Source organism: Hydrogenophaga taeniospiralis CCUG 15921 (genome assembly GCF_001592305.1).
GTDB classification, from domain to species: domain Bacteria; phylum Pseudomonadota; class Gammaproteobacteria; order Burkholderiales; family Burkholderiaceae_C; genus Hydrogenophaga; species Hydrogenophaga taeniospiralis.
Genome location: NZ_BCWR01000002.1, coordinates 65,146 through 86,125 on the forward strand (window position 1 = coordinate 65,146; position 20,980 = coordinate 86,125).

19 protein-coding genes are annotated in these 20,980 nt (G+C 66.4%); 14 read left to right on the forward strand and 5 right to left on the reverse strand.

The window, feature by feature from the left end; translation table 11 throughout:
• Positions 1 to 17: 17 nt before the first annotated feature.
• Positions 18 to 542 carry a gamma carbonic anhydrase family protein gene (locus tag HTA01S_RS03475; RefSeq protein WP_068167199.1) on the reverse strand — a complete coding sequence of 175 codons (525 nt, stop codon included), beginning with the start codon at positions 540 to 542 and terminating at the stop codon, positions 18 to 20.
• 70 nt (positions 543 to 612) lie between these two features.
• Here HTA01S_RS03475 and HTA01S_RS03480 point away from each other — a divergent pair, with 70 nt between their 5' ends.
• The 5 genes from HTA01S_RS03480 (at position 613) to dsbD (ending at position 7,606) form a co-directional block, all read left to right on the forward strand.
• The gene (locus tag HTA01S_RS03480) at positions 613 to 1,482 is read left to right on the forward strand and encodes a ferritin-like domain-containing protein (RefSeq protein ID WP_218017301.1); all 870 of its coding nucleotides are present in this window, start codon (positions 613 to 615) and stop codon (positions 1,480 to 1,482) included.
• A 70-nt stretch (positions 1,483 to 1,552) separates the two neighbouring features.
• Positions 1,553 to 2,581 (forward strand): sensor histidine kinase, encoded by a 1,029-nt coding sequence (locus HTA01S_RS03485; protein WP_068167200.1) that lies wholly within the window; start codon positions 1,553 to 1,555, stop codon positions 2,579 to 2,581.
• Positions 2,578 to 4,065, forward strand: coding sequence for a sensor histidine kinase (locus HTA01S_RS03490; RefSeq protein ID WP_068167201.1), 1,488 nt, complete (start codon positions 2,578 to 2,580; stop codon positions 4,063 to 4,065). Before HTA01S_RS03485 ends, HTA01S_RS03490 begins: the two co-directional genes overlap by 4 nt.
• Before the next feature lie 180 nt (positions 4,066 to 4,245).
• Positions 4,246 to 5,667 (forward strand): ATP-dependent RNA helicase DbpA, encoded by a 1,422-nt coding sequence (gene dbpA / locus HTA01S_RS03495; protein WP_068167202.1) that lies wholly within the window; start codon positions 4,246 to 4,248, stop codon positions 5,665 to 5,667.
• A 139-nt stretch (positions 5,668 to 5,806) separates the two neighbouring features.
• On the forward strand, positions 5,807 to 7,606 hold the full coding sequence (dsbD, locus tag HTA01S_RS03500; protein ID WP_068167203.1) for a protein-disulfide reductase DsbD: 1,800 nt from the start codon (positions 5,807 to 5,809) through the stop codon (positions 7,604 to 7,606).
• A 50-nt stretch (positions 7,607 to 7,656) separates the two neighbouring features.
• On the opposite strand, the gene HTA01S_RS03505 is transcribed toward dsbD, so the two are convergent.
• Positions 7,657 to 8,733: a DUF5666 domain-containing protein gene (locus tag HTA01S_RS03505; RefSeq protein WP_157571962.1), complete on the reverse strand. Its 1,077-nt coding sequence runs from the start codon at positions 8,731 to 8,733 to the stop codon at positions 7,657 to 7,659.
• Complete coding sequence (locus HTA01S_RS03510; protein WP_068167205.1) at positions 8,730 to 9,656, reverse strand: DUF6502 family protein; 927 nt, start codon at positions 9,654 to 9,656, stop codon at positions 8,730 to 8,732. Before HTA01S_RS03510 ends, HTA01S_RS03505 begins: the two co-directional genes overlap by 4 nt.
• 193 nt (positions 9,657 to 9,849) lie before the next feature.
• Between HTA01S_RS03510 and HTA01S_RS03515 the strand changes: the two genes are divergently transcribed.
• The 5 genes from HTA01S_RS03515 to HTA01S_RS25710 are packed head-to-tail and all read left to right on the forward strand — an operon-like array spanning position 9,850 to position 13,430.
• Positions 9,850 to 10,359 (forward strand): TlpA family protein disulfide reductase, encoded by a 510-nt coding sequence (locus HTA01S_RS03515; protein ID WP_068167206.1) that lies wholly within the window; start codon positions 9,850 to 9,852, stop codon positions 10,357 to 10,359.
• Between the two features lie 2 nt (positions 10,360 to 10,361).
• Entirely contained in the window at positions 10,362 to 10,583 is a 222-nt protein-coding gene (locus HTA01S_RS03520; protein WP_068167207.1) for a DUF4266 domain-containing protein, read from the forward strand.
• A 10-nt stretch (positions 10,584 to 10,593) separates the two neighbouring features.
• A complete protein-coding gene (locus HTA01S_RS03525) occupies positions 10,594 to 11,775 on the forward strand; it encodes a DUF3570 domain-containing protein (protein WP_068167208.1) in 1,182 nt (393 codons plus the stop codon).
• A gap of 9 nt (positions 11,776 to 11,784) precedes the next feature.
• Positions 11,785 to 12,753 (forward strand): FAD:protein FMN transferase, encoded by a 969-nt coding sequence (locus HTA01S_RS03530; RefSeq protein ID WP_068167209.1) that lies wholly within the window; start codon positions 11,785 to 11,787, stop codon positions 12,751 to 12,753.
• Positions 12,750 to 13,430: a c-type cytochrome gene (locus tag HTA01S_RS25710; protein ID WP_084235826.1), complete on the forward strand. Its 681-nt coding sequence runs from the start codon at positions 12,750 to 12,752 to the stop codon at positions 13,428 to 13,430. The genes HTA01S_RS03530 and HTA01S_RS25710 overlap by 4 nt, the downstream gene beginning before the upstream one ends.
• A 114-nt stretch (positions 13,431 to 13,544) precedes the next feature.
• Here the strand turns inward: HTA01S_RS25710 and HTA01S_RS03535 are convergent, their stop codons facing one another.
• The gene (locus tag HTA01S_RS03535) at positions 13,545 to 13,916 is read right to left on the reverse strand and encodes a hypothetical protein (RefSeq protein ID WP_068167210.1); all 372 of its coding nucleotides are present in this window, start codon (positions 13,914 to 13,916) and stop codon (positions 13,545 to 13,547) included.
• Positions 13,917 to 14,225: 309 nt separating this feature from the next.
• Between HTA01S_RS03535 and HTA01S_RS03540 the strand changes: the two genes are divergently transcribed.
• From HTA01S_RS03540 to HTA01S_RS03555, 4 genes are all read left to right on the forward strand, one after another.
• Positions 14,226 to 17,288: a transglycosylase domain-containing protein gene (locus tag HTA01S_RS03540; protein WP_084235827.1), complete on the forward strand. Its 3,063-nt coding sequence runs from the start codon at positions 14,226 to 14,228 to the stop codon at positions 17,286 to 17,288.
• Positions 17,289 to 17,337: 49 nt separating this feature from the next.
• Complete coding sequence (locus tag HTA01S_RS03545) at positions 17,338 to 17,592, forward strand: DUF3297 family protein (protein WP_068167211.1); 255 nt, start codon at positions 17,338 to 17,340, stop codon at positions 17,590 to 17,592.
• Positions 17,593 to 17,655: 63 nt separating this feature from the next.
• Positions 17,656 to 18,243 carry a hypothetical protein gene (locus HTA01S_RS03550; protein ID WP_068167212.1) on the forward strand — a complete coding sequence of 196 codons (588 nt, stop codon included), beginning with the start codon at positions 17,656 to 17,658 and terminating at the stop codon, positions 18,241 to 18,243.
• Positions 18,244 to 18,348: 105 nt separating this feature from the next.
• Positions 18,349 to 19,797 (forward strand): phospholipase D-like domain-containing protein, encoded by a 1,449-nt coding sequence (locus HTA01S_RS03555; protein ID WP_084235828.1) that lies wholly within the window; start codon positions 18,349 to 18,351, stop codon positions 19,795 to 19,797.
• Between the two features lie 13 nt (positions 19,798 to 19,810).
• Here HTA01S_RS03555 and xerD read toward each other — a convergent pair whose 3' ends face one another.
• Complete coding sequence (xerD, locus tag HTA01S_RS03560; RefSeq protein ID WP_084235829.1) at positions 19,811 to 20,758, reverse strand: site-specific tyrosine recombinase XerD; 948 nt, start codon at positions 20,756 to 20,758, stop codon at positions 19,811 to 19,813.
• Positions 20,759 to 20,980 lie beyond the last annotated feature (222 nt).

Genomic DNA, 20,980 nt, shown 5'->3' on the forward strand with positions numbered 1-20,980 from the left:
ACGCTGGCAGATCGGGCTCAGGCGATTTTTTTCAAGCCGTGGCGGAAGCGCTGCGCGTTCGCCACGTAGTGTTTCGCGCTTCGGCGCAGGCCTTCGATCTGCTCGGGTGTGAGCTGGCGCACCGCCTTGGCCGGGCTGCCGATGATCATGGAGCCGTCGGGGAATTCCTTGCCCTCGGTCACCAGCGCGCCCGCGCCCACCAGGCAGTTCTTGCCGATCTTCGCGCCGTTGAGCACGATGGCGCCAATGCCGATCAGCGACTCGTCACCGATGGTGCAGCCGTGCAGCATGACCTGGTGGCCCACGGTCACGTGCTCGCCGATGGTCAGGGGCAGGCCCATGTCGGCGTGCAGCACGCTGCCATCCTGGATGTTGCTGCCGCGCCCGATGCGGATCGTGTCGGTGTCGCCGCGCACGGTGACGCCGAACCACACGCTGCAGTCTTCGCCGAGCACCACATCGCCCATGACCTGGGCGTTGTCGGCCACCCAGGCCGATGCGGCCAACTGCGGCGCGGCACCATCGAGTTCGTAGATCGCCATCGGGGAAGTCTCCTGGGGTTCGGGTCCGGGGTCGGTGGCTGGCGCCAGCACGAAACCTAGAATTGTAGGGATGCAAGCCCGCGCCGACCGCCCCACGCCACCCATGCCCAGCCCCAGCCTGCGGGCACAGGCGCTGCAGGCGCTGGGCATCACCGACCCGGCCGCGAAAGCGCAGGCGGCGCACCGTCTGCTGGACACCCTGCGCGAGATGCCGCCCGGGGACGAGGGCGCGCGCTGGCTGGCGCCGGCCGCCGAACTGAGCGCGGACCCTGACACGCCCCTGCCCGGCCGGCCGGCGCGGCCCCCGCTCATCGCGCCGGCCGACGTGCCGCAGCGCTCGCCCTTCACCCCGGAGGGCATGGCCGCGCTGCTGCACGCCATCGCGCACATCGAGTTCAACGCCATCAATCTCGCGCTCGACGCGGTCTGGCGTTTCGCCGGCATGCCGGTGGATTTCTACCGCGACTGGCTGCGGGTGGCGGCCGAAGAAGCCACCCACTTCGGTCTGCTGCGCAACCACCTGCAAAGCCTGGGCCACGACTACGGCGATTTCCCCGCGCACGACGGCCTGTGGGAGATGTGCGTGAAGACACAAGACGACATCACCGCACGCATGGCGCTGGTGCCGCGCACGCTCGAAGCACGCGGGCTCGACGCCACGCCGCTGATCCAGGCCCGGCTGCGCAAGGTCAACACCCCGGCCGCGCAACGCACCATCGAGATCCTGGACGTGATCCTGCGCGACGAGATCGGCCACGTGGCCATCGGCAACCGCTGGTACGGCTGGTTGTGCGCGCAGCAGGGGCTGGACCCGCTGGCCCACTACCGGCTGCTCGCGCGCCGGCACGAGGCCCCGCGCCTGAGGCCCCCCTTCAACGACGCGGCGCGCCTCGCGGCGGGATTCAGCCAGCAGGAGCTGGACTACCTGCTGGGCGCCTGACCCCACCCGCGGTGCGCCCAAACAGCAATAGATCACATACATCTGGTGACAAACCGCTTAGTATTTGCCGATGCCTCACAAGCAAATACGACTCGACGAGTACCTGGGCCAGGCGTTTGACCGCATCCCGGTGGCGATGGTTGTGGTCAACCAGCAGGGCCTGATCACGCGCGTGAACCGCCTGGCCGAAACCACTTTTGGCTACCAGAGCGAGGAACTCCTGGGCCAGGCGGTGGAGATGCTGGTGCCGGTGCGTTACCGCCATGCCCACCCCGGCTACCGCCAGGGTTTCGTGGCCGAGACGGTGGCGCGGCCCATGGGCGCGGGGCGCGATCTGGCCGGCCTGCGCAAGGATGGCAGCGAATTCCCGGTGGAGATCGGCATCAACCCCGTCGAAACCGGGGAGGGGCCGATGGTGCTGTCCGTGATCCTGGATCTGAGCGAGCGCAAGGAAAGCGAGAAACGCGTTCACGCCGCGCTGCAGGAAAAGGAACTGCTGCTCGAAGAGGTGCACCACCGCGTGAAGAACAACCTGCAGGTGATCCACAGCCTGCTCGACCTGCAGGCGCTCAAGATCGACGACCCCCAGGTGGTGGGCATGCTGCGCGACAGCCAGAACCGGATCCGCTCGATGTCGATGATCCACCAGACGCTGTACCAGTCGCACGACTTTGCGCAGGTCGACTTCCAACAGTTCCTGGGCGAGCTGCTGCCCACGATGATGGAGTCCTACGGCACCTCGCCGGGCCAGGTCGATGTCCAGATCGACGCCAACCACGTGAAGCTGCCGATCAACGAAGCCATCCCCTGCGGCCTGATCGTCAACGAACTGGTGAGCAATGCCCTCAAGCACGGCTTTCCCGAGCGTCGCCGCGGCACCGTCCAGGTGGGGCTGTTCCAGGACGAACAGGGCAACGTCGAGCTGTCCATCGGCGACGACGGCGTCGGTTTCGGCCCCGAGCAAAGCCTCGAACGCCCGGGCTCGCTCGGCCTGCAGCTGGTGCATTTGTTGACCCGGCAGTTGCACGGTACCCTGCAGGTGCACCGCGCGGCCCCCACCCGCTTCACCCTGCGATTTCCCCTGGCGCGAAAACCATGAACAAAGCAGCACGCATCCTCGTGGTCGAAGACGAAAGCATCGTCGCCTTCAACCTGCAACAACGTCTGGAGCAGATGGGCTACGACGTGCCCGCCGTCGCGGTCTCCGGCGAGGAGAGCATCGAAATGGTGTCCCGGCTGATGCCCGACCTGGTGTTGATGGACATCCACATCCAGGGCGACATGGACGGCATCGAGGTGGCCTCACGGCTGCAGGAAACGCATGCCGTCCCGGTGATCTACCTGACCGCGTATTCGGAAGACTCGACCCTGGAGCGCGCGCGCAAGACCCGGCCGTACGGCTACCTGCTCAAACCCTTTTCCGAGCGCGAGCTGCACGCCACCATCCAGATGGCCTTCGAGCGCCACAAGCTGGAAACCGAACTCACGCACAACCAGCGCTTGCTACAGCAGGCGCTGGACGCCGCCAGCATGGGAGTGATCGAGGTCGACACCGCCACCTGCACCGTTACCGCCTCGGCCCGCACGGCCGACCTGCTCGGCCACCCAGGGCAACAGACGATGTCGATCCAGGAACTGCTGTCGCGGGTGGACGCGAGCGACCGGGCCGCCATCGAAGCCCGGTTGACCGAAAACCTGAACGACCTGAAGCAGTTCAGCGAAGAGTTCCGCGTGCTCACCAAGAACAACGGTGCGCGCTGGGTCCGGGTCGAGGCCGCGCGCTGGCCCAGCCAGCGCTTCGCCGGTGTGGTGCAGGACGTCTCGGACCGCAAACACGGCGAGATCCGGCTCAAGATGCTCAACGACGGGCTGGAAAAACTGGTCACCGAACGCACCGCCGAGCTGAACCTGAGCATCAAGGAACTCGAAGCCTTCAGCTACTCCGTGGCACACGATCTGCGCGCGCCCATCCGGGCCATCGTCGGGTTCAGCAAGGAACTGCTGCTGCGGCACCCCGCGGACCTGGGTGAAGACACGCAGGCGCTGGTCGAGCGCATCTCCGCCGCGGGCCAGCGCATGAACGCGCTGATCGACGCCCTGCTGAACATGTCCCGACTGACCCAGGTCCCCTTGCAGCTGGACGTGGTCCACATCAGCGAGATCGCCAGCGAGATCGCCGACCAGCTCATGCGGGCGGAGCCCGACCGGGTGGCCCAGGTTCGCGTGGCCCCGAGGCTCACGATGGTGGCCGATCTGGCGCTGGTGCGCAGCGTGGTGGACAACCTGCTGCGCAACGCCTGGAAATTCACTGCCCGGTGTGAGGTCACCCGGATCGACGTCGGCTCGGAAACCCGAAACGGCGAAACGGTCTTTTTCGTCCGGGACAACGGCTGCGGCTTCGACATGGCCCAGGCCACCCGCCTGTTCGGCCCGTTCCAGCGCCTGCACCGGGAACAGGATTACGCCGGCACCGGCATCGGCCTGACCATCGTGCAGCGCATCGTGATGCGCCACGGCGGCCGGGTCTGGGCGGTGGCAGCGCCCAACCAGGGCGCGACCTTCTACTTCACGCTGAGTTCCTGACCCCCCCGCAGCGCTGCGCGCTACCCCCAGGGGGCCGAGGGCCGCGGCTCCGAGCCTGCCTGCGCAGGCTTGGACGGCCCGGCGGTGCCCTGGGTTAGATCACTTCATGCGTCGCGGTGTGAGCGCCGGCAAGAAGGCGAACGGATACCGTTCACCCGCACGGTGCGCCGATAATCGGGGATGACCACTGCTTCCCCGAACGCCTCCCCCACTGCGGCCTCCGCCACCGATTTCAGCCAGCTGCCGCTCTCGCCGGCCACGCTGGCCAACCTGCAGCAGCTGGGCTATCTGGCCATGACGCCCATCCAGGCAGCCAGCCTGCCCCCCGCCCTGCTGGGCAAGGACATCATTGCCCAGGCCAAGACCGGCAGCGGCAAGACCGCTGCCTTCGCCCTCACCCTGCTGGCGAATCTGAACCCGCGCCGCTTCGCGGTGCAGACCCTGGTGCTCTGCCCTACGCGCGAACTGGCCGACCAGGTGACCACCGAAATCCGCCGCCTGGCGCGCGCCGAAGACAACATCAAGGTCGTCACGCTCTGCGGCGGTGTGCCGCTGCGCGGCCAGCTCGCCACGCTGGAACACGGCGCACACATCGTGGTCGGCACGCCCGGCCGCCTCATGGACCACCTGGAACGCCAGAGCCTGCAGCTCGACGCGCTCAACACCCTGGTGCTCGACGAGGCCGACCGCATGCTCGACATGGGTTTCTTTGACGACATCGTGAAGGTCGCGCGCCAGTGCCCGAAAGAGCGCCAGACCCTGCTGTTCTCGGCCACCTACCCGGAAGGCATCGCCAAGCTGGCCGCGCAGTTCATGCGCGATCCGGTCACTGTGAAGGTCGAAGCGCAGCACGCCGGTGGCCAGATCGAACAGCGCTGGTACCAGGTGAAAGACAGCGAGCGCCTGCACGCGGTGAGCCAGCTCCTGCTGCATTTCCGCCCGGCCAGCACGCTGGCGTTCTGCAACACCAAGGCGCAGTGCCGCGACCTCGTGGGCGTGCTGCAGGCGCAAGGCTTCAGCGCGCTGGCGCTGTTTGGTGAGCTGGAGCAGCGTGAGCGCGACCAGGTGCTGGTGCGCTTTGCCAACAAGAGCTGCTCCGTGCTGGTGGCCACCGACGTGGCGGCGCGTGGACTTGACATCGCCAGCCTGGCCGCCGTGATCAACGTGGACGTGACGCCCGACCCCGAGGTGCACATCCACCGCATCGGCCGCACCGGCCGCGCCGGCGAAAGCGGCCTGGCGCTGAACCTCGCCAGCATGGACGAGATGGGTTATGTGGGCCGCATCGAGCAGTTGCAGGGCCGCGAATCCGAGTGGCACGAACTCGCCGAGCTCACACCCACCGGCAAAGGCCCGCTGGTGCCGCCCATGGTGACGCTGCACATCCAGGGCGGTCGCAAGGAAAAGATCCGCCCCGGCGACGTGCTGGGCGCGCTCACCGCCGACCTGGGTTACACGCGCGAGCAGGTCGGCAAGATCAACGTCAACGAATGGTCCACCTACGTCGCGGTGGACCGCGACATCGCCCAGCAGGCCGCCAGCCGCCTCAACGATGGCCGCATCAAGGGCAAGAGCGTGAAGGTGCGGGTGCTGGAGGACTGAGGTCGTGTGTCGGCGATGCCGGCCGCGAAAAAGCTGGAGGCAGCCGCACCGGTTCTGCTGAGGCAGCAAACTCATTATTTGGGAATATTTCCCATTTTATGATCCAATGGCATTTTTCAGTGTCATTGGAGAAATTCGCATGCCCTTATGGACCCGGTTCTGGATTCAACTGCTGCTCGCCATCAGCACGTTCACCACAGCAAGCTGCGCCATGGCCAGCTCCGGGGCAGACTTCCTGCCGCCCGAGCAGGCGTTTGCCTTTTCAAGCCAGCGACTGGACGACCACACCGTGCAGCTGCGTTGGGTGATCGCACCGGGCTACCACCTGTACCGGGAAAGGATCCAGGTCCAGTCCAACGCGAAAGACGTGGCCTGGAAGCCTTTGCAGCTGCCACCCGGCAAGGATTTGTTCGACGCCAACTTCAATCGAACGATGGCCGTCTATAGCGGCAATCTGGCAGCGGACCTGCAGCTGACCCGTGGCCAGCAAGGACAGCAGATCGAGGTGAGCTGGCAGGGTTGCGCCGACGAAGGCTTGTGTTACCCCCCCGCCAGCGCCTCATTGACGCTGGACAAGTCGGTGGTTGCGGCCATCGCCCCGCCGCCAACGCCGGCATCCAGCACATCTCTGAACGATTTCGGGGCGTCGCTGGCATCGGGTAGCGTGCTCAAGACCATGGGCGCCTTCCTGCTGGCAGGCCTGCTCCTGGCCTTCACCCCTTGCGTGCTGCCCATGGTGCCCATCCTGTCGTCGCTGATCGCCGGCCAGACAGGCCCCGTCAGTCGGGGCAAGGGTTTTGCACTCTCGCTGAGCTATGCCATCGGCATGGCACTGGTATACGCCGGCTTCGGCGTGGCCGCCGGCCTGGCCGGCGAAGGCCTGGCCGCGGCCCTGCAGAACCCATGGGTTCTGGGCGCCTTTGCCAGCTTGCTGGCCACCCTGGCGTTGTCCATGTTTGGTGTGTATGAACTGCAAATGCCCACATTCATCCAGAGCCGCGCCACGGAATGGTCCAACCGCTTCCGGGGAGGTTCCCACGTGGGCGTCTTTTTGATGGGCGGCCTGTCCGCGCTGGTGGTGGGCCCCTGTGTGGCGGCACCCTTGGCCGGAGCGCTGGTCTACATCAGCCAGACCCGGGATGTGGTGTTGGGCGGTTCGGCGCTGTTTTCCATGGCCATGGGCATGAGTGTCCCGCTGCTGCTCGTGGGGTTGTCGGCCGGCACCTTGTTACCCCGCGCGGGCGCCTGGATGGAGAACGTCAAAAAGGTCTTCGGGATGATGCTGCTGGGCGTGGCCATCTGGATGGTCTCGCCCGTACTTCCCCCCACCGCCCACATGCTGGCCTGGTCCGTCTGGTTGCTGACAGCGGCAGCATTGCTGGGCGTGTTTGACCCGAAACAACCGGTCCCGAACCGGGCGCAGACCCTGTCGCGCACCACCGGGGTGGGCATGGCGGCACTCGCGCTGCTGTTGCTGGTTGGCGCAGCCTCCGGTGGCGACTCGGTGCTGCAACCCCTGTCCCACCTCAAAGGCAGGATCACCCAGGAGGCGTCCGTCCAGGAGGCCGCCACCGCCCTTCCCTTCGAGCGGATCCATTCTGTGGATCAACTTAACGAGAAGCTCGCCCAGGCCAAGGCGCAAGGACAGACCGTGATGCTGGATTTCTACGCCGACTGGTGCGTGGCATGCAAAGAACTGGAGGCCTTCACCTTCAGCAAGCCGCAGGTCCGTCAGCGCCTGGCTTCGGTGCGCCTGCTTCAGGCAGACGTGACCGCGAATTCCAGTTCAGAAAAAGCGCTGCTCAAGCAGTTTGGCTTGTTTGGCCCACCGGGCATGGTGTTCTTCGATGCCCAGCGCGAACCGCAAGTGACCCACAAAGTCATCGGATTCCAGAACGCCGACGACTTCATGGCGTCCCTGGACCGCGCCCTTCCCTGAAAAAGATGGCCGCGCTCGGCCTGCCCGCCGCGGGCGCAAAGGCCCGCCTCTCAGTCGTCTTCGATCTCGATCTCACGGGCCATGAGCACCGCGCCTTGCCAGGTGCCATCGATCTCGATCTCCATGCCTGGCCGGAGCTGGGCATAGATCGACGGCACGGCACGGGCATCGACTTCGGTTGACCCCAACATGAGGCGGCTACCGGGCAACAGGGCGGTCACCACCCCCTCAATTTCCACCTCCACGCCCGCCGGTGCAGGCGACCCGCCGCGAACATCGATCAGGTGCGATCCCGACACACGCAGTGCGTCGTCCTCGGCATCCCAACGCCCCACCACACGAACCAGGCGTCCTGTGTGCAAGTCATCGGCACGATCACCCGACAGCAGGATGCCGTTGAGCCGTCGTTCGTCATGGTGTTCGACCACAAAACCCGAACCCACCATGGACTCGCCTGCCGGCCCCACGGAGACCCGGGTGGCGATCCAGTTGCCGCCTTGGGCATCGGCCTGCAAACCCCAGACCGTCACCCACTGACCGACAGCCATGCCCGCGGCGCCGGGCACACCCTCATAGAAGGTCGAGCCACGGGTCTGCACATTCATGCCCATCACCGTGAACGAGCCCGAAGCCACCGCCGACACCTCTCCCTGGGCAATGGACCAGACTTCGATGGAATCGGCCCGACCGGAAACCCCGTCGGCATAGCGTTCACCCACCACCGTAGCGACCATGCCCAGTCGCAGACGATCCGATGGCGCCGAACCACCATCAATGGTGATGTCAGCGGCGCGCTCGTCGAAATGAATGCCATTGAGCACCACGCTGCCGAAAGCGGAAATGGAGCCTTGCGAATAGATCCCCGTGCCCCCGGTGCCCGGCGCGTTGGGGCTCCCGGTGCCACCCGTCCCCGGCGCTCCCGCCGTTTGCTGGTCCGTCCCTGGGGAATCGGTGCTGGCATCCGTCGTCGGGTTGCCGCTGAAACCACTGCCGCCACCCGACCCCGACCCGGACGTGATCTCCGTCGTGCCCGGCGATCCACCACCACAGCCCGACAGGGATGCGATGGCCAAGGCAATCCAATGCCTGCGACTGACTCGCAGATCTGGCTCCGACAGATGGTTCATGAGGTTGGTTTTTTCTTGTGCCGACGTGCGGGCTGGGCAGCCTCGGCAGGCAGGGAGGGTGTGCTGATCGCCTGATGGAAATACACACCAAACCGCACGCGCTGCTTGGGCCCTGAATCGCTCGAACTGCGTTGTTCGGCGACCGTGGCGCTCATCAAAAACTGCTGGAGCACATCGGCCCACAAGCGCCGGGCGGCCCGCTGCAACTCCTGCGCCTGATCAGCCGACAGCTCGGAAGAAAAAGCACTCTGCTCCAGCAAGGGCGGCCCCTGCCGATCGGGTGACAGATTGAAGGCGGCTGCCGCCAGATGGTCCCCCACGTTTTCGGCCAGGAAATGGAACGAATCGCCCAGTCCCTCCTGGGGCACAAAAGCGGTGTCCTTGAGCAGGACCATTCCCTCGGCACTGACGGATACCACGCCCATGCGCAGCAGTTCGTCCAGCACGGCACGCGCACCGACGTCACGGCTGACCTCGGCCACCAGCGTGGGGAAATCCGGCTCTCCGGGATGCCCCAGACGGGGTGTCCGGGCCAAGGGCAGCGGCGTCTTGTCCGCCTTCAGGAAACGCGGTTCGCTGATCCAGCGGGCCACCACATTTGCCGCCATCGGCACCATCGGCGCCGCCACGCCTTCGGGCACGGGCTCCTCCCGCAATCGCCGCACATCCTTTCGATGCAATCCCGTCTGCAGCGCGATGCGCGTGTCGGTACTGCTTCGATCGGTCGGCGCACTGGCCAGCGCTTCGTCGACCAAGGCCTTTTTGAGCAGTTCCACCATCACCGGGTGCTGCAAGCCGTGGTCAATCATGAGCCGCGCCAGAGGCCGAAGGATCTGGGAAACCGCCTGTGCAGCCAAGGCGGGCTGAGGCAAACCGGAAGCCGGTTTCGTCTCTGCGTTGTCTGGATCGGAGGCGGCGTTCATGCGGTTGTGATCGTTCGGGGCATCCGGAATTCTGCCCTCGATGCGATGACAACAATTTTATGGGGGTTTTTACCAAATTTAGGAACAAGGGCTTGACAGCCATATTGCCATCCATGACATTTATGGGAAATTTTCCCGTTTTTACCATTTCACCACCGGCCTTCCCATCCCATCAACCAACCCACTCACTGACATGACTCTGCTGCATCCCCCCCTGATCGGTGCTTGCACCCTTGCGCTGGCCAGCCTGCTGGCCCCCATGGCGCAGGCGGCCGACATGGGTCAAACCGCCCCATCGTTCGAACTGCCCGGCCACAAGGGTCCGATACAGCTCTCGGCCTACAAGGGCAAAACCGTCTACCTCGACTTCTGGGCCTCCTGGTGCGGCCCGTGCAAGCAATCGTTCCCGTGGATGAACGACATGCAGAAGCGCTACAGCAGCAGCGGCCTGCGCGTCATCGGGGTCAACCTCGATCAGAAAACGGATGACGCCAAGGCCTTCCTGGCCGACACCCCTGCCCACTTCGACGTGGCCTACGACCCGGAGGGCAAGACCCCGAAGAGCTACGGCATCAAGGGCATGCCGACTTCACTGCTGATTGGTCCGGATGGAAAGGTCCTCATGGTCCATCAGGGCTTCAAGGAAGAAAACCGCCCGGAACTCGAAAAGCAGATCAAGCAAGCACTGCACCTTAAGGACTGAACATGAAGCCAACCTTATGTATTTCGGCCTGTCTGCTGCTCCTGCTCGGGGGCTGCGGCAACCTGGGCCAAGTCAACCCCTGGGAGAAGGGCAACCTGGCCAAACCGTCCATGTCGTTTGACGGCGACCCCCTGGACCAGCGCATCGAACAACACATCTACGGCAGCAAAGAGAACTCCAGCGGCGGCTACGGCGTTGGCGGTGGTGGTTGCGGCTGCAACTGAAAGAGAACCCATGAACACCAACACAGCCCGAAAATCGCCGTCCTGCGGCAGCGTCCTGATGGCCTCGCTGGTCTTGCCAGGCATGACCGCCCTGGTCATGGCAACGCCCGGCACCGCCGTTGCGGAATCGGCGCCAGAAAACACCACCCTCGCATTGAAGTACGGCAACTACGCCGAGTGGCAATCCGGACTGGACCGCATCTCCGTCAACGCCCCGCAGTTCTACCTGCTCGCGCCCATCGCGGGTGAATGGTCGATAGAGGCCTCCGGTGTGGTGGACAGCGTATCGGGTGCCACGCCACGGCTGCACACCCAGCGTTCAGGCGCCAGCCGCATGACCGAGGAACGCAAGGCCGGTGACGTCAAAGTCACACGGTACCTCTCTCGCTCCGCGTACTCGGTCGGCATCGCGTATTCGGACGAGCACGACTACACCTCGCAGGCCCTGGGCTTGCAGGGGCGCTGGTCAACCGAAGACAACAACCGGACCTACACGCTCGGACTGGGTTTCTCCAGCGACCGGATCGACAACCAGAGCAATGGCGTCAACACCGCCATCAACAGGCACAAACGCACCGCCGACGTCATGGCGGGCGTCACACAGGTGCTCACGCCCAACGACATCGTGCAGTTCAACCTCACCAGAGGCAACGGCAGCGGGTACTTCAACGACCCCTACAAGTCGTTCGACGAAAGACCCGATCACCGCAACAGCTGGATATCGCTCGCGCGCTGGAACCACCACCTCGCCGCCGCCGATGCCACGGTTCGGAGCAGCTACCGGTACTACAGCGACACCTTCGGCGTGCGCTCGCACACCGTCGACATGGAAGTGGTCAAGCGCGTGGGGCGCTGGACCTTCACCCCCGGCCTGCGCTACTACACGCAAAGTGCCGCCAGCTTCTACTTCGACCCGGTGTTTGATGGCAGCGGACGCTACGACGAAGTGGCCACATTGACCAGGGCCTCTTCATTGACTGGCTTCAGGTCAGGAGATCAGCGGCTGGCCGCCTTTGGCGCCGTGACGGCGTCCATGAAACTGGGATACGCACTCACGCCCAGGACGACCGTGGATCTCAAGCTGGACGCCTATCGCCAAGCGACGTCCCTGCGCCTGGGAGGCCAAGGCAGCCCCGGCCTGACCCCCTTGAATGCGCGACTCATACAAGTGGGCATCGCCCACAAGTTCTGAGCCTGTGTCATGAGCCACTGGCGCACCCTCCAGTTCCACTTTTCGGCCATGGCCAGCCCATGCTTGCTGCAAGTGGACGGACGGAACGAACGTGCGATGCGTTCGGCGGCGGCCAAGGCCATCGCCGAGGTCCACCGGATCGAGCAGAAGTACTCCCGTTACACGCCCAACAGCGTGATCTCGCGCATCAATCAAGCGGCGGGTGAAGCCATGGTCGACATCGACCCGGAAACGGTCGGCCTGCTCGACTACGCCGACCGTCTCTGGGCCTTGAGCGACGGGCTCTTTGACGCGACTTCCGGGGTGCTGCGAAAGGCCTGGGACTTCAAGCGGGCCGCGAAACCCGGCCCCGGTGTTCTGGACCGGCTCCTGCCCCTGGTGGGCTGGCAGCATGTAGAGCGCAAGGGCTCGCGGGTCCGCTTGCCGATGCATGGCATGGAACTCGACGTCGGTGGATTCGGCAAGGAATACGCCGCCGACCGCGCCGCGTTGACGCTGCAGCAATGCGGCTTCGAACATGCGCTGGTCAACCTGGGCGGAGATCTGAACGCCCTGGGCCCGCGGGGTCTGCCGGAATGTGAGGGGGCCCCTTGGACGATCGAAATCCAGCACCCCAGGCCCGAGCGACCGGACGCGGGCACCTCACTGGCACACATCCCCCTGGGGCGCGGGGGCCTGGCAACCAGCGGGGACTACGAACGGTTTTTCATCGTTGACGAACAGCGCTACTGCCACGTGCTCGACCCCCGCACCGGCTGGCCCGTCAACAGCGTTCAGTCGGTCTCCGTGCTCGCAGCGAACACCTCTGCGGCAGGGGCCATGACCACCATCGCCATGCTCAAACAACGCGATGCCATCGCCTGGCTGAACACCCAACACGTCGACTACCTGCTCGTTGACAGCGACGCGCGTATCCACACCAACACCTCTCTTCAAACCAACGCATCTCCTGCAACGATCCAAAGGACTCCATCATGATGAACCGCTTGCTTCCGCCACTGACCTTCTGCGCTATCGCATCCGCCGTGTTGAGCCTGAGTGCCTGTGGCGGCGGGGACCCCGAGGTCAGAGACTGCATCACGGCCGAAGAAATCGCAGCCACCCAGAGCGTACCGGCCCCGACAGCCTCGACCGCATCGCTCTACAAGCCGCCACACGCCAACGACGATGACGGTGATGACGACAACGACGAGAGGGATGATGATGACGATGATGGAAACGGCAAATCGTCTGACATTCCGATCTGCCCCGCCAGCACCGATACGACATCGCCTCAAACCACGCCTGCGGCGCAGGCCCCCGCCCCCACCCCACAGCCGCCGACGAACACCAGCACACCAGCACCAACTCCTGCGCCAGCACCTGCGCCAGCGCCAGCGCCAGCGCCAGCGCCAGCGCCAGCGCCAGCACCAGCTCCTGCACCCGCGCCATCAGCATCTGCGCTGCAAGGGAAGTCGCTCTATGCAGCCAACTGTGCCGGTTGCCACGGAGGCAATCCGGCGCAGAACATCAGCAAGATTCTGCGTGGCAGATCGGCCTCCGCCACACTCAGCGCCATCGCTGGCAACAAAGGTGGCATGGGCTACCTGAGCGGCAAGATCGGCGCGAAAGAAGCCTCCGATATTGCGGCCTATCTCGCCAATCCCGGCATCTGACGCGGGTCTGCCGGTGGCTGGGGATGAACGGCATGTCCCGGGCATGCTCGACAGTGCCGGCGCCTGTTCGGCATGGGTTTCGTCGGCGACACCGCGCGCCCCCTGAAACCGCTCTCAGCCCTCTTCGCGGGCCTCAATGCACAACTGCTGGACGCTGGCGCCGTGCACCCCTGCCACGGCGCGCACGCGCAACGCCCGGCCCGCTTCCAGCGGGATGCGGCGGTGGTAGTCCAGACCATCGGTGAACCCCGGGCTGGCGCTGACGACGCGGCGCGACCACTGGCGTTTGCCGTCGATCTCGACCGTGAGTTCGTGCCACGGCCCGTCAAAGCCGCTGGGCACGCGCACGATCAGGGTGACGTCCACGTCGAACACGCGGCGCCGGTCCAGTGCATCGGGAATGTCGATCACCGCGACCGAGCCGCCGCCCACGTCGCAACGCCAGTGCTCGGGCGCCGTGGCGTTCGATGAGGGGCGCTGTTTCATCTTGTGCTCCAGGGAATGAGGTGGGTTGAACGGGCCCCGATTCTGGCGGCATCGGAACAGACCCGGGCCCCACTGGGGTACAAGTGCGTTACCGCACAGACCGGCACCCGCCGCGCTTTCGATACTTGCCCCGGTACGCAACCAGCGCCGGGAGGAAGGCTTGACCCCACGGGGCCGGCAGCGGCCTGTCCTGGCCGTCTGGGCGCGCCCGTCCAACATCACCCGGCCATTGGTGGGCACACACAACGATGACACACCAAAACGCCCGAACGCCTCTACCATGGTGCACGGCCGCATCTGGATTGCCTCATGCCTGAAGACCGCATCAGCGAGGACCCTCCGACGGCGCCGATCGGCAACACCTCCGATCCGGGGCGCTGGGCCTTTTTGCGCCGCCATCCGCGCAGCGCCGCAACCCTGACCCTGGTGCTGCTGTGCGGGGCTTCCGCGCTTTTCGTGTGGCGAGAGGCGCAGACCTCCAGCCTGCAGGCCCGAAAACTGAGCCGTTACGCCGCTGCGCTGGGGCACGAAATGGCCTCCGGCCCGGCCGAGGCCATCCGGTTCCCCACCCACGGTCCGTTTGACCAGCGCATGGGCTACACCCGGATCCCGTCCTTCGTCACCCGCCTTCAGTCGCATGGGTTCGAGGTCACCGAACAGGCCCGCCAGAACGACGCCCTGCAGGCGCACCTGGAACGCGGCCTGTTTGCCCCCTATGTGGAGAAGACCCACGCCGGCCTGACGGTGCTGGATTGCGGACGCACCGCGCTGCACAACTTTCGTTACCCCTACCGGCGCTTCGAGCGCTTCGAGAGCGTGCCGCCGCTGGTGGTCCAGGCGCTGCTGTTCATCGAAAACCGAGACCTGCTCGATCCCGAACGCCCGCACCTGAACCCGGCGGTCGACTGGCCGCGCTTCACCCGGGCGGTGCTCGGGCAGTTGGGCAGCAGGATCAACGACGACATCGACACCCAGGGCGGCAGCACGCTGGCCACGCAGATCGAGAAATACCGCCACTCGCCCGACGGCATCACGCACGACGCGCGTGAAAAACTGCGGCAGATGGCCTCGGCCGCAGTGCGCGCCTACCGGGGTGGCGAAGACACCCTGGCCGTGCGCCACCAGCTGGTGCTGGACTACCTGAACACCGTGCCGCTGTCGGCCGCGCCACGCCACGGCGAAGTGAACGGCCTGGGAGATGGCCTGTGGGTGTGGTTCGGCACCGACCTTGAGCAGGCCCGCGCCCTGCTGCAGCCCACCCCCGGCCCGGTGGAGCGCCCGACGGCGCGGGCCCAGGTGTTGCGCCAGGTGGTGGCCCTGCTGATTGCGCACCGCCGGCCGTCGTGGTACCTGGCGCAGGGGCGCGAAGACCTGAACCAGGCCACCGACGCCCACCTGCGCCTGCTGGCCGCGCAGGGCATCATCGAGCCCGCCTGGCGCGATGCCGCCCTGCAGCAGAAGCTGCGGTTTCGCGACATGGCGCGCAACCCGCCGCTGCCGCCAACCCACCCGGGCAAGGGCAGCGCCACCTTGCGAACCCGTGTGGCCGGCATGCTCGGCACCTCGCTGTACGAGCTGGACCGGCTGGACGCGCGCGTGGGCACCACGCTCAACGGCACGCTGCAGGACGCGGTCAACGACTACCTGGCCCGCCTGAGCGACCCCGCGTTCGCCCGCTCGCAGGAGCTCATCGGCGAGCGCCTGTTGCAGCCCGCCACGCTCGGCGCGGTCCGCTACAGCTTCACGCTGCTGGAGAGCACCGACCAGAGCAACATGGTCCGGGTGCAGACCGACACCACCCAGCAGCCGCTGGACATCAACGAAGGCAGCAAGCTGGAGCTGGGCTCCACCGCCAAGCTGCGCGTGCTGGCGACCTACCTGGAGCTGGTCGCCCAGTTGCACGACAAGCTGGCGCCACTGGATTCCGAGCAACTCAAGACCACCCCGATCAGCCGCCAGGACAGCCTCTCGCGCTGGGCGATCCAGTACCTGTCCACCAGCAGCGACCGCAGCCTGAGCGCCATGCTCGACGCGTCCATGGACCGGCGCTTTTCGGCCAATCCGGGTGAACAGTTCTTCACCGGTGGCGGCCTGCACAGCTTCCACAATTTCAACGACGAAGACGATGCCCGCATGTTCTCCGTGCGCGAAGCCATGCAGGCCTCCATCAACCTGCCCTTCGTGCGGCTGCTGCGCGAGGTCGTGCGCCACACCATGTACCAGGTGCCGGGCAGCACCGCCCGGCTGCTGGAAGACGACGACGATCCCCGGCGGGAGGCCTACCTGGCACTGTTCGCCGACCGCGAGGGCCAGACCTTCCTGCGCCGCTTCTGGCGCAAGACCGAGCAGCGCTCCCCCGAGGAGCTGCAGGCCGTGCTGCTCGACGGCCTGCGCCCCAGCGCCGACCGGCTGGCCGCCGTGTTCCGCTACCTGAATCCGCAGGCCCCGGCGCAGGCGCTGGGCACCTACCTCACGGCCCGCCTGGGCGAACGCGCGCCCGACGCGCGCCGCGTGGAGCAACTGCACCAGCGCTACGCGCCCGAGGCCTTCGATCTGCCCGACCGCGGCTACGTGGCCCGCGTCCACCCGCTGGAACTCTGGCTGGTGGCCTACCGCGTGCAGCACCCCAAGGCCTCACTCGGCGACGCGATCGCCGCCAGCGCCGCCGAACGCCAAGCGGTCTACCGTTGGCTGTTTCGCACGCGCGCCAAGGACGCCCAGGACTCCCGCATCTACACCATGCTGGAGGTGGAGGCCTTTCTGGACATCCACCGCCGCTGGACCCGCCTGGGCTACCCGTTCAGCCACCTGGTGCCTTCGCTGGCCACGGCCCTGGGCAGCTCGGGCGACCGGCCCGCCGCGCTGGCGGAACTGATGGGGATCATCGTCAACGACGGGGTGCGACTGCCCACGCACCGCCTGACGGACCTGCGCCTGGCCGAAGGCACGCCCTGGGAAACCGCGCTGAAACAGCGGCAGACCCAGGGCGAACGGGTGATGACGCCCGAGGTGGCCCAGGCCCTGCGGCGCGCGCTCTCCGAGGTGGTGGAACGGGGCACCGCCCGGCGCCTGGCGGGTAGCTTCCGCTCGGCCAACGGGGAAGACCTGTCGCCCGGTGGCAAGACCGGCACCGGCGACAACCGCGTGGTGGTGCGCGGGCGCAGCACCACGGCCCTGAACCGCACCGCCACCTTCGTGTTCTACCTGGGGCCGAAACATTTCGGCAGCGTGACCGCCTACGTGGTGGGCCCGGACGCCGCCCAATACCGCTTCACCTCGGGCTTGCCGGTGCAGATCCTGCGCTCCATGGGCCCGCTCCTGATGCCCCATCTGGACGGCACCCCCGAGGGCGGTTGCCCTCAAGCACCTTGAGAACGTTCCGAGCCAGACACGCGGTCTGGAAGTGGCCGAAAATAGCCCCATGAACGAACCCCAAGCCTCCACCCAACCACCCCTGCCCGACCACCTGTCCATCGATCCGCGCAGCCCGCACCACGTGGCGGCCGTGTTCCAGCACGACATCGGCATCCGCTTCAACGACCAGGAGCGCTTCGATGTCGCGGAGTACTGCATCAGCGAAGGCTGGGTCAAGGTGCCCGCCGGCAAGACGCTGGACCGCAAGGGCCAGCCACTCATGATCCGCTTGAAGGGCAAGGTCGAGGTGTTCTACAAATAATCCGCGCCCCGCACAGCACCGGCTCTGCGGGTGCGGCGGCCAGCTCGCTGAAGGACAACACCCATGCGTCGAAGACTTGCAAGTCTTGCTTTGCCCGCCGTGCTCTGGGCGGCACTGGGCCCGACGGCCTGGGCCGGGGCGGAAGACGCCGAACCCCAGCCCCAAGCCGCGCCCCGCTACACGGTCTCGCCAGACCAATTGCAAAGCGCGGTGGCGCAGCGTTTCCCGTTGCGTTACCCGATACCCGGCCTGCTGAACCTGGACCTGCGCACGCCGCGCCTGCGCCTGCTGTCCGCGCAGAACCGCCTGGGCGCCGAGATGACGGTGGACGCCGCCGGCCCGGCCCTGAACCGCAGCCACCGCGGCACGTTCGAGGTCGATTTCGCGCTGCGCTACGAGGCCAGCGACCGCACGATCCGCGCCCACCAGCTGCGCTTTTATCGCCTGCGTTTTCCCAGCCTGCAGCCGGGCGTGGTGGACATGCTCAACACCTACGGCCCAACCCTGGCCGAGCAGTCGCTGCAGGAAGTGGTGCTGCACCAGCTGCGCCCGCAGGACCTGGCCATGGCCGACGTGCTGGGCCTGCGCCCGGGCAGCATCACGGTCACGGACCAGGGCCTGGTGATCGGCTTCGTGGTGAAACCGCTGTAGGCGCCTGGAGCCCCGGTGCCCGCGGCGTCAGCGCTGCCCGGGAGAGCACTGACCGGGTGCGATACTTCGCCCCATTCAAGCACTCGACAGGAACAGGGACGACGGATGCGCACGACCACATGGACCTTCCGGCGGATTTTGAAATGGGCCTGCGTCGGCTTGCTGGGGCTGATCGTGGGCCTGCCCACCGTGCTCTACCTCGCTTTCCTGGGCATCCAGGAAGCCAGTGAACGGCAATGGCTGGGCAAAGCGCCCACGCACGAAGCCATCGATGTGCGTTCGCGCGAGCCCCACCCGGTGGCCCTGCTCGACGTCGGGTTCGACTCGCTCGCCGCGCGCATGCGGATGATCGAGGAAGCCAAAGAATCCATCGAACTCGAGTTCTTCATCTACGAGATCGACACCGCCAGCCGGCTGGTCACGCAGGCGCTGGCGCGCAAGGCGCAGCAGGGTGTGCGGGTGCGCATTCTGGTGGACTTCGCGCTGCCCATCTTCAAATTGGCGCCGCAGTATGCCGAGACGCTGAAGGCTGCGGGCGTGGAGGTGCGGTACTACAACACCGCGGGCATGGCCCGGTTCTTCGCGTCGAACCACCGCACCCACCGCAAGCTCCTGGTGGTGGACCGCCAGAAGGCGATCATTGGCGGGCGCAACATCGCCAACGACTACTTCGACCTCTCGGAGGCCTACAACTTTCTCGACAGCGACATGCTCATCCACGGCCCCATCGTGGGGGCCATCGCCGACAGCTTCGAGCTGTACTGGCGCTCGGACTGGGTGGCGCGGCCCGAGGACGTGGCGGCGAGCGTCGCCCTGGGCGCGGGGCAGGGTCTGCTGGGTGGCGCGTCGCCACAGGAAGAGGCCCTGGCGGCAGAACTCCGGCAGCACCAGCCCCAGCACCAGCTGTCCACCTGCAACGACATCCACTTCGTCACCGACTACCCGGGCTCCGGCGTCGAGCGGCGCAAGGTCTTTCTGGAAATATCCCGGCTTGTCCAGGAAGCGCGCCAGCAGATCATGGTGGAGAGCCCCTACCTGGTGCTGCGCGACGATGGCATGGCGCTGCTGCGCGGCGTGGTGCAGCGGGGCGTCAAGCTGCAGTTCCTGACCAACAGCCTGCATTCCACCGACGCCTACTACACCGTCGCCAGCCTGGCCCATTCGCTGGACATGTTGAAGATGCCCAACCTGGAGGTCTGGGCCTACCAGGGCAGCCCGCTCGCCAGCGGTTTGCGGCCCTCGGCCTCCCGGCGCTGGGGCGTGCACGCCAAACGCGCGGTGTTCGACGACCACACCGTGGTGGTCGGCACCTACAACATGGACCCGCGTTCGGCCAACCTGAATTCCGAGCTGATCGTGGTCTGCCGCAACAACGCGTTCCTCGCCAGGACCATGATCGAAGACATGCAGGCGCGCATGGCGCAGTCCCGCGCAATCGTGGGAACGGCCGATGCCGGCGGGCTCGATGCCCTGACCGAAGGCGCCGACGACGAAGCCATCTCCCGCATGCGCCGCATCGCTCCCATCGCCAACTGGCTGGATTTCCTGATGTGAGGCCTGGCGCCGCTCAGCCCCGCGGGTGGTGCTGCGCCACAATGCTCTTGAGCCGTTCGCGCGCCACGTGGGTGTAGATCGTGGTGGTGGAAATATCGGCATGGCCCAGCAGCATCTGCACCGCGCGCAGGTCGGCGCCGTGGTTGAGCAAGTGGGTGGCAAAGGCGTGGCGCAGGGTGTGGGGCGAGAGCGGCGTGGTGATGCCGGCCTGCTGCGCGTAGCGCTTCACCAGGTTCCAGAACATCACCCGGCTCATGGCCTCGCCCGCGCGGGTGCCGCGCGAGGTCACGAACAGGTCTTCGCTTTGTTGCCCACCCAGGATCTCCTTGCGGCCCTGCGCCAGATAGTGCTGCAGCCACTGGCCGGCGATCTGGCCGAAGGGCACCAGGCGCTCCTTGTTGCCCTTGCCGGTGATGCGCAGCACGTGCTCGTGGTGGCCCACGTGAAAGGTCTTGAGCATGACCAGCTCGCTCACGCGCAGACCACTGGCGTACATCAGCTCCAGCATGGCGCGGTCGCGCTGGCCCAGCGGGGTACCGGTGTCGGGCGCGTTGAGCAGGGCCTCCACCTGCGCTTCCGACAGGGTCTTGGGCACCCGCATGGGCTGGCGCGCGGCCATCAGGCGCAGCGTGGGGTCGGCGGTGATGAGGCGCTCGCGCAGCGCCCAGCGGAAGTAGCGCTTGAACACCGTGAGCCGCCGGTTCGCGGTGGTGGCGCGGGTCTGGGCGTGGCGCGCGGCGAAGTAGGCGTTGATGTCGGCCTCGGCGGTCTGCGGCAGGGCCTTGCCGTGTCCGGCCAGCCACTGGCCGTAGAGCGTGAGGTCGCGCCGATAGGCGTCGAGCGTGTTGCGCGAGAGGCCTTCTTCAAGCCAGAGGGCGTCCACAAAAGCCTCGGCGCTCGCCTGGCTGGCCAGCAGCAGCGGGGACGGCACGGGTGGGCCGGAGGTTCGGGAAACGGGCATGAAAGCGGTCGTGGCCGGTGGGCGCCATGGCGCCCATCGACGGGTTTTTGTCGGGGAAAACCCGCCCCTGGTAGGCGTTTACCGGGGTGAGTCTGCTATCGATTTGGGGTATTCTGCCTTTTTGTTTTCGTCCCAACCACAGGAGACACATCCATGCGTTTGATTCACAAGATCGGTCTGGGCCTGAGCGTGGCCGCGGCCATCGCGTCGGGTGCGGCGGTC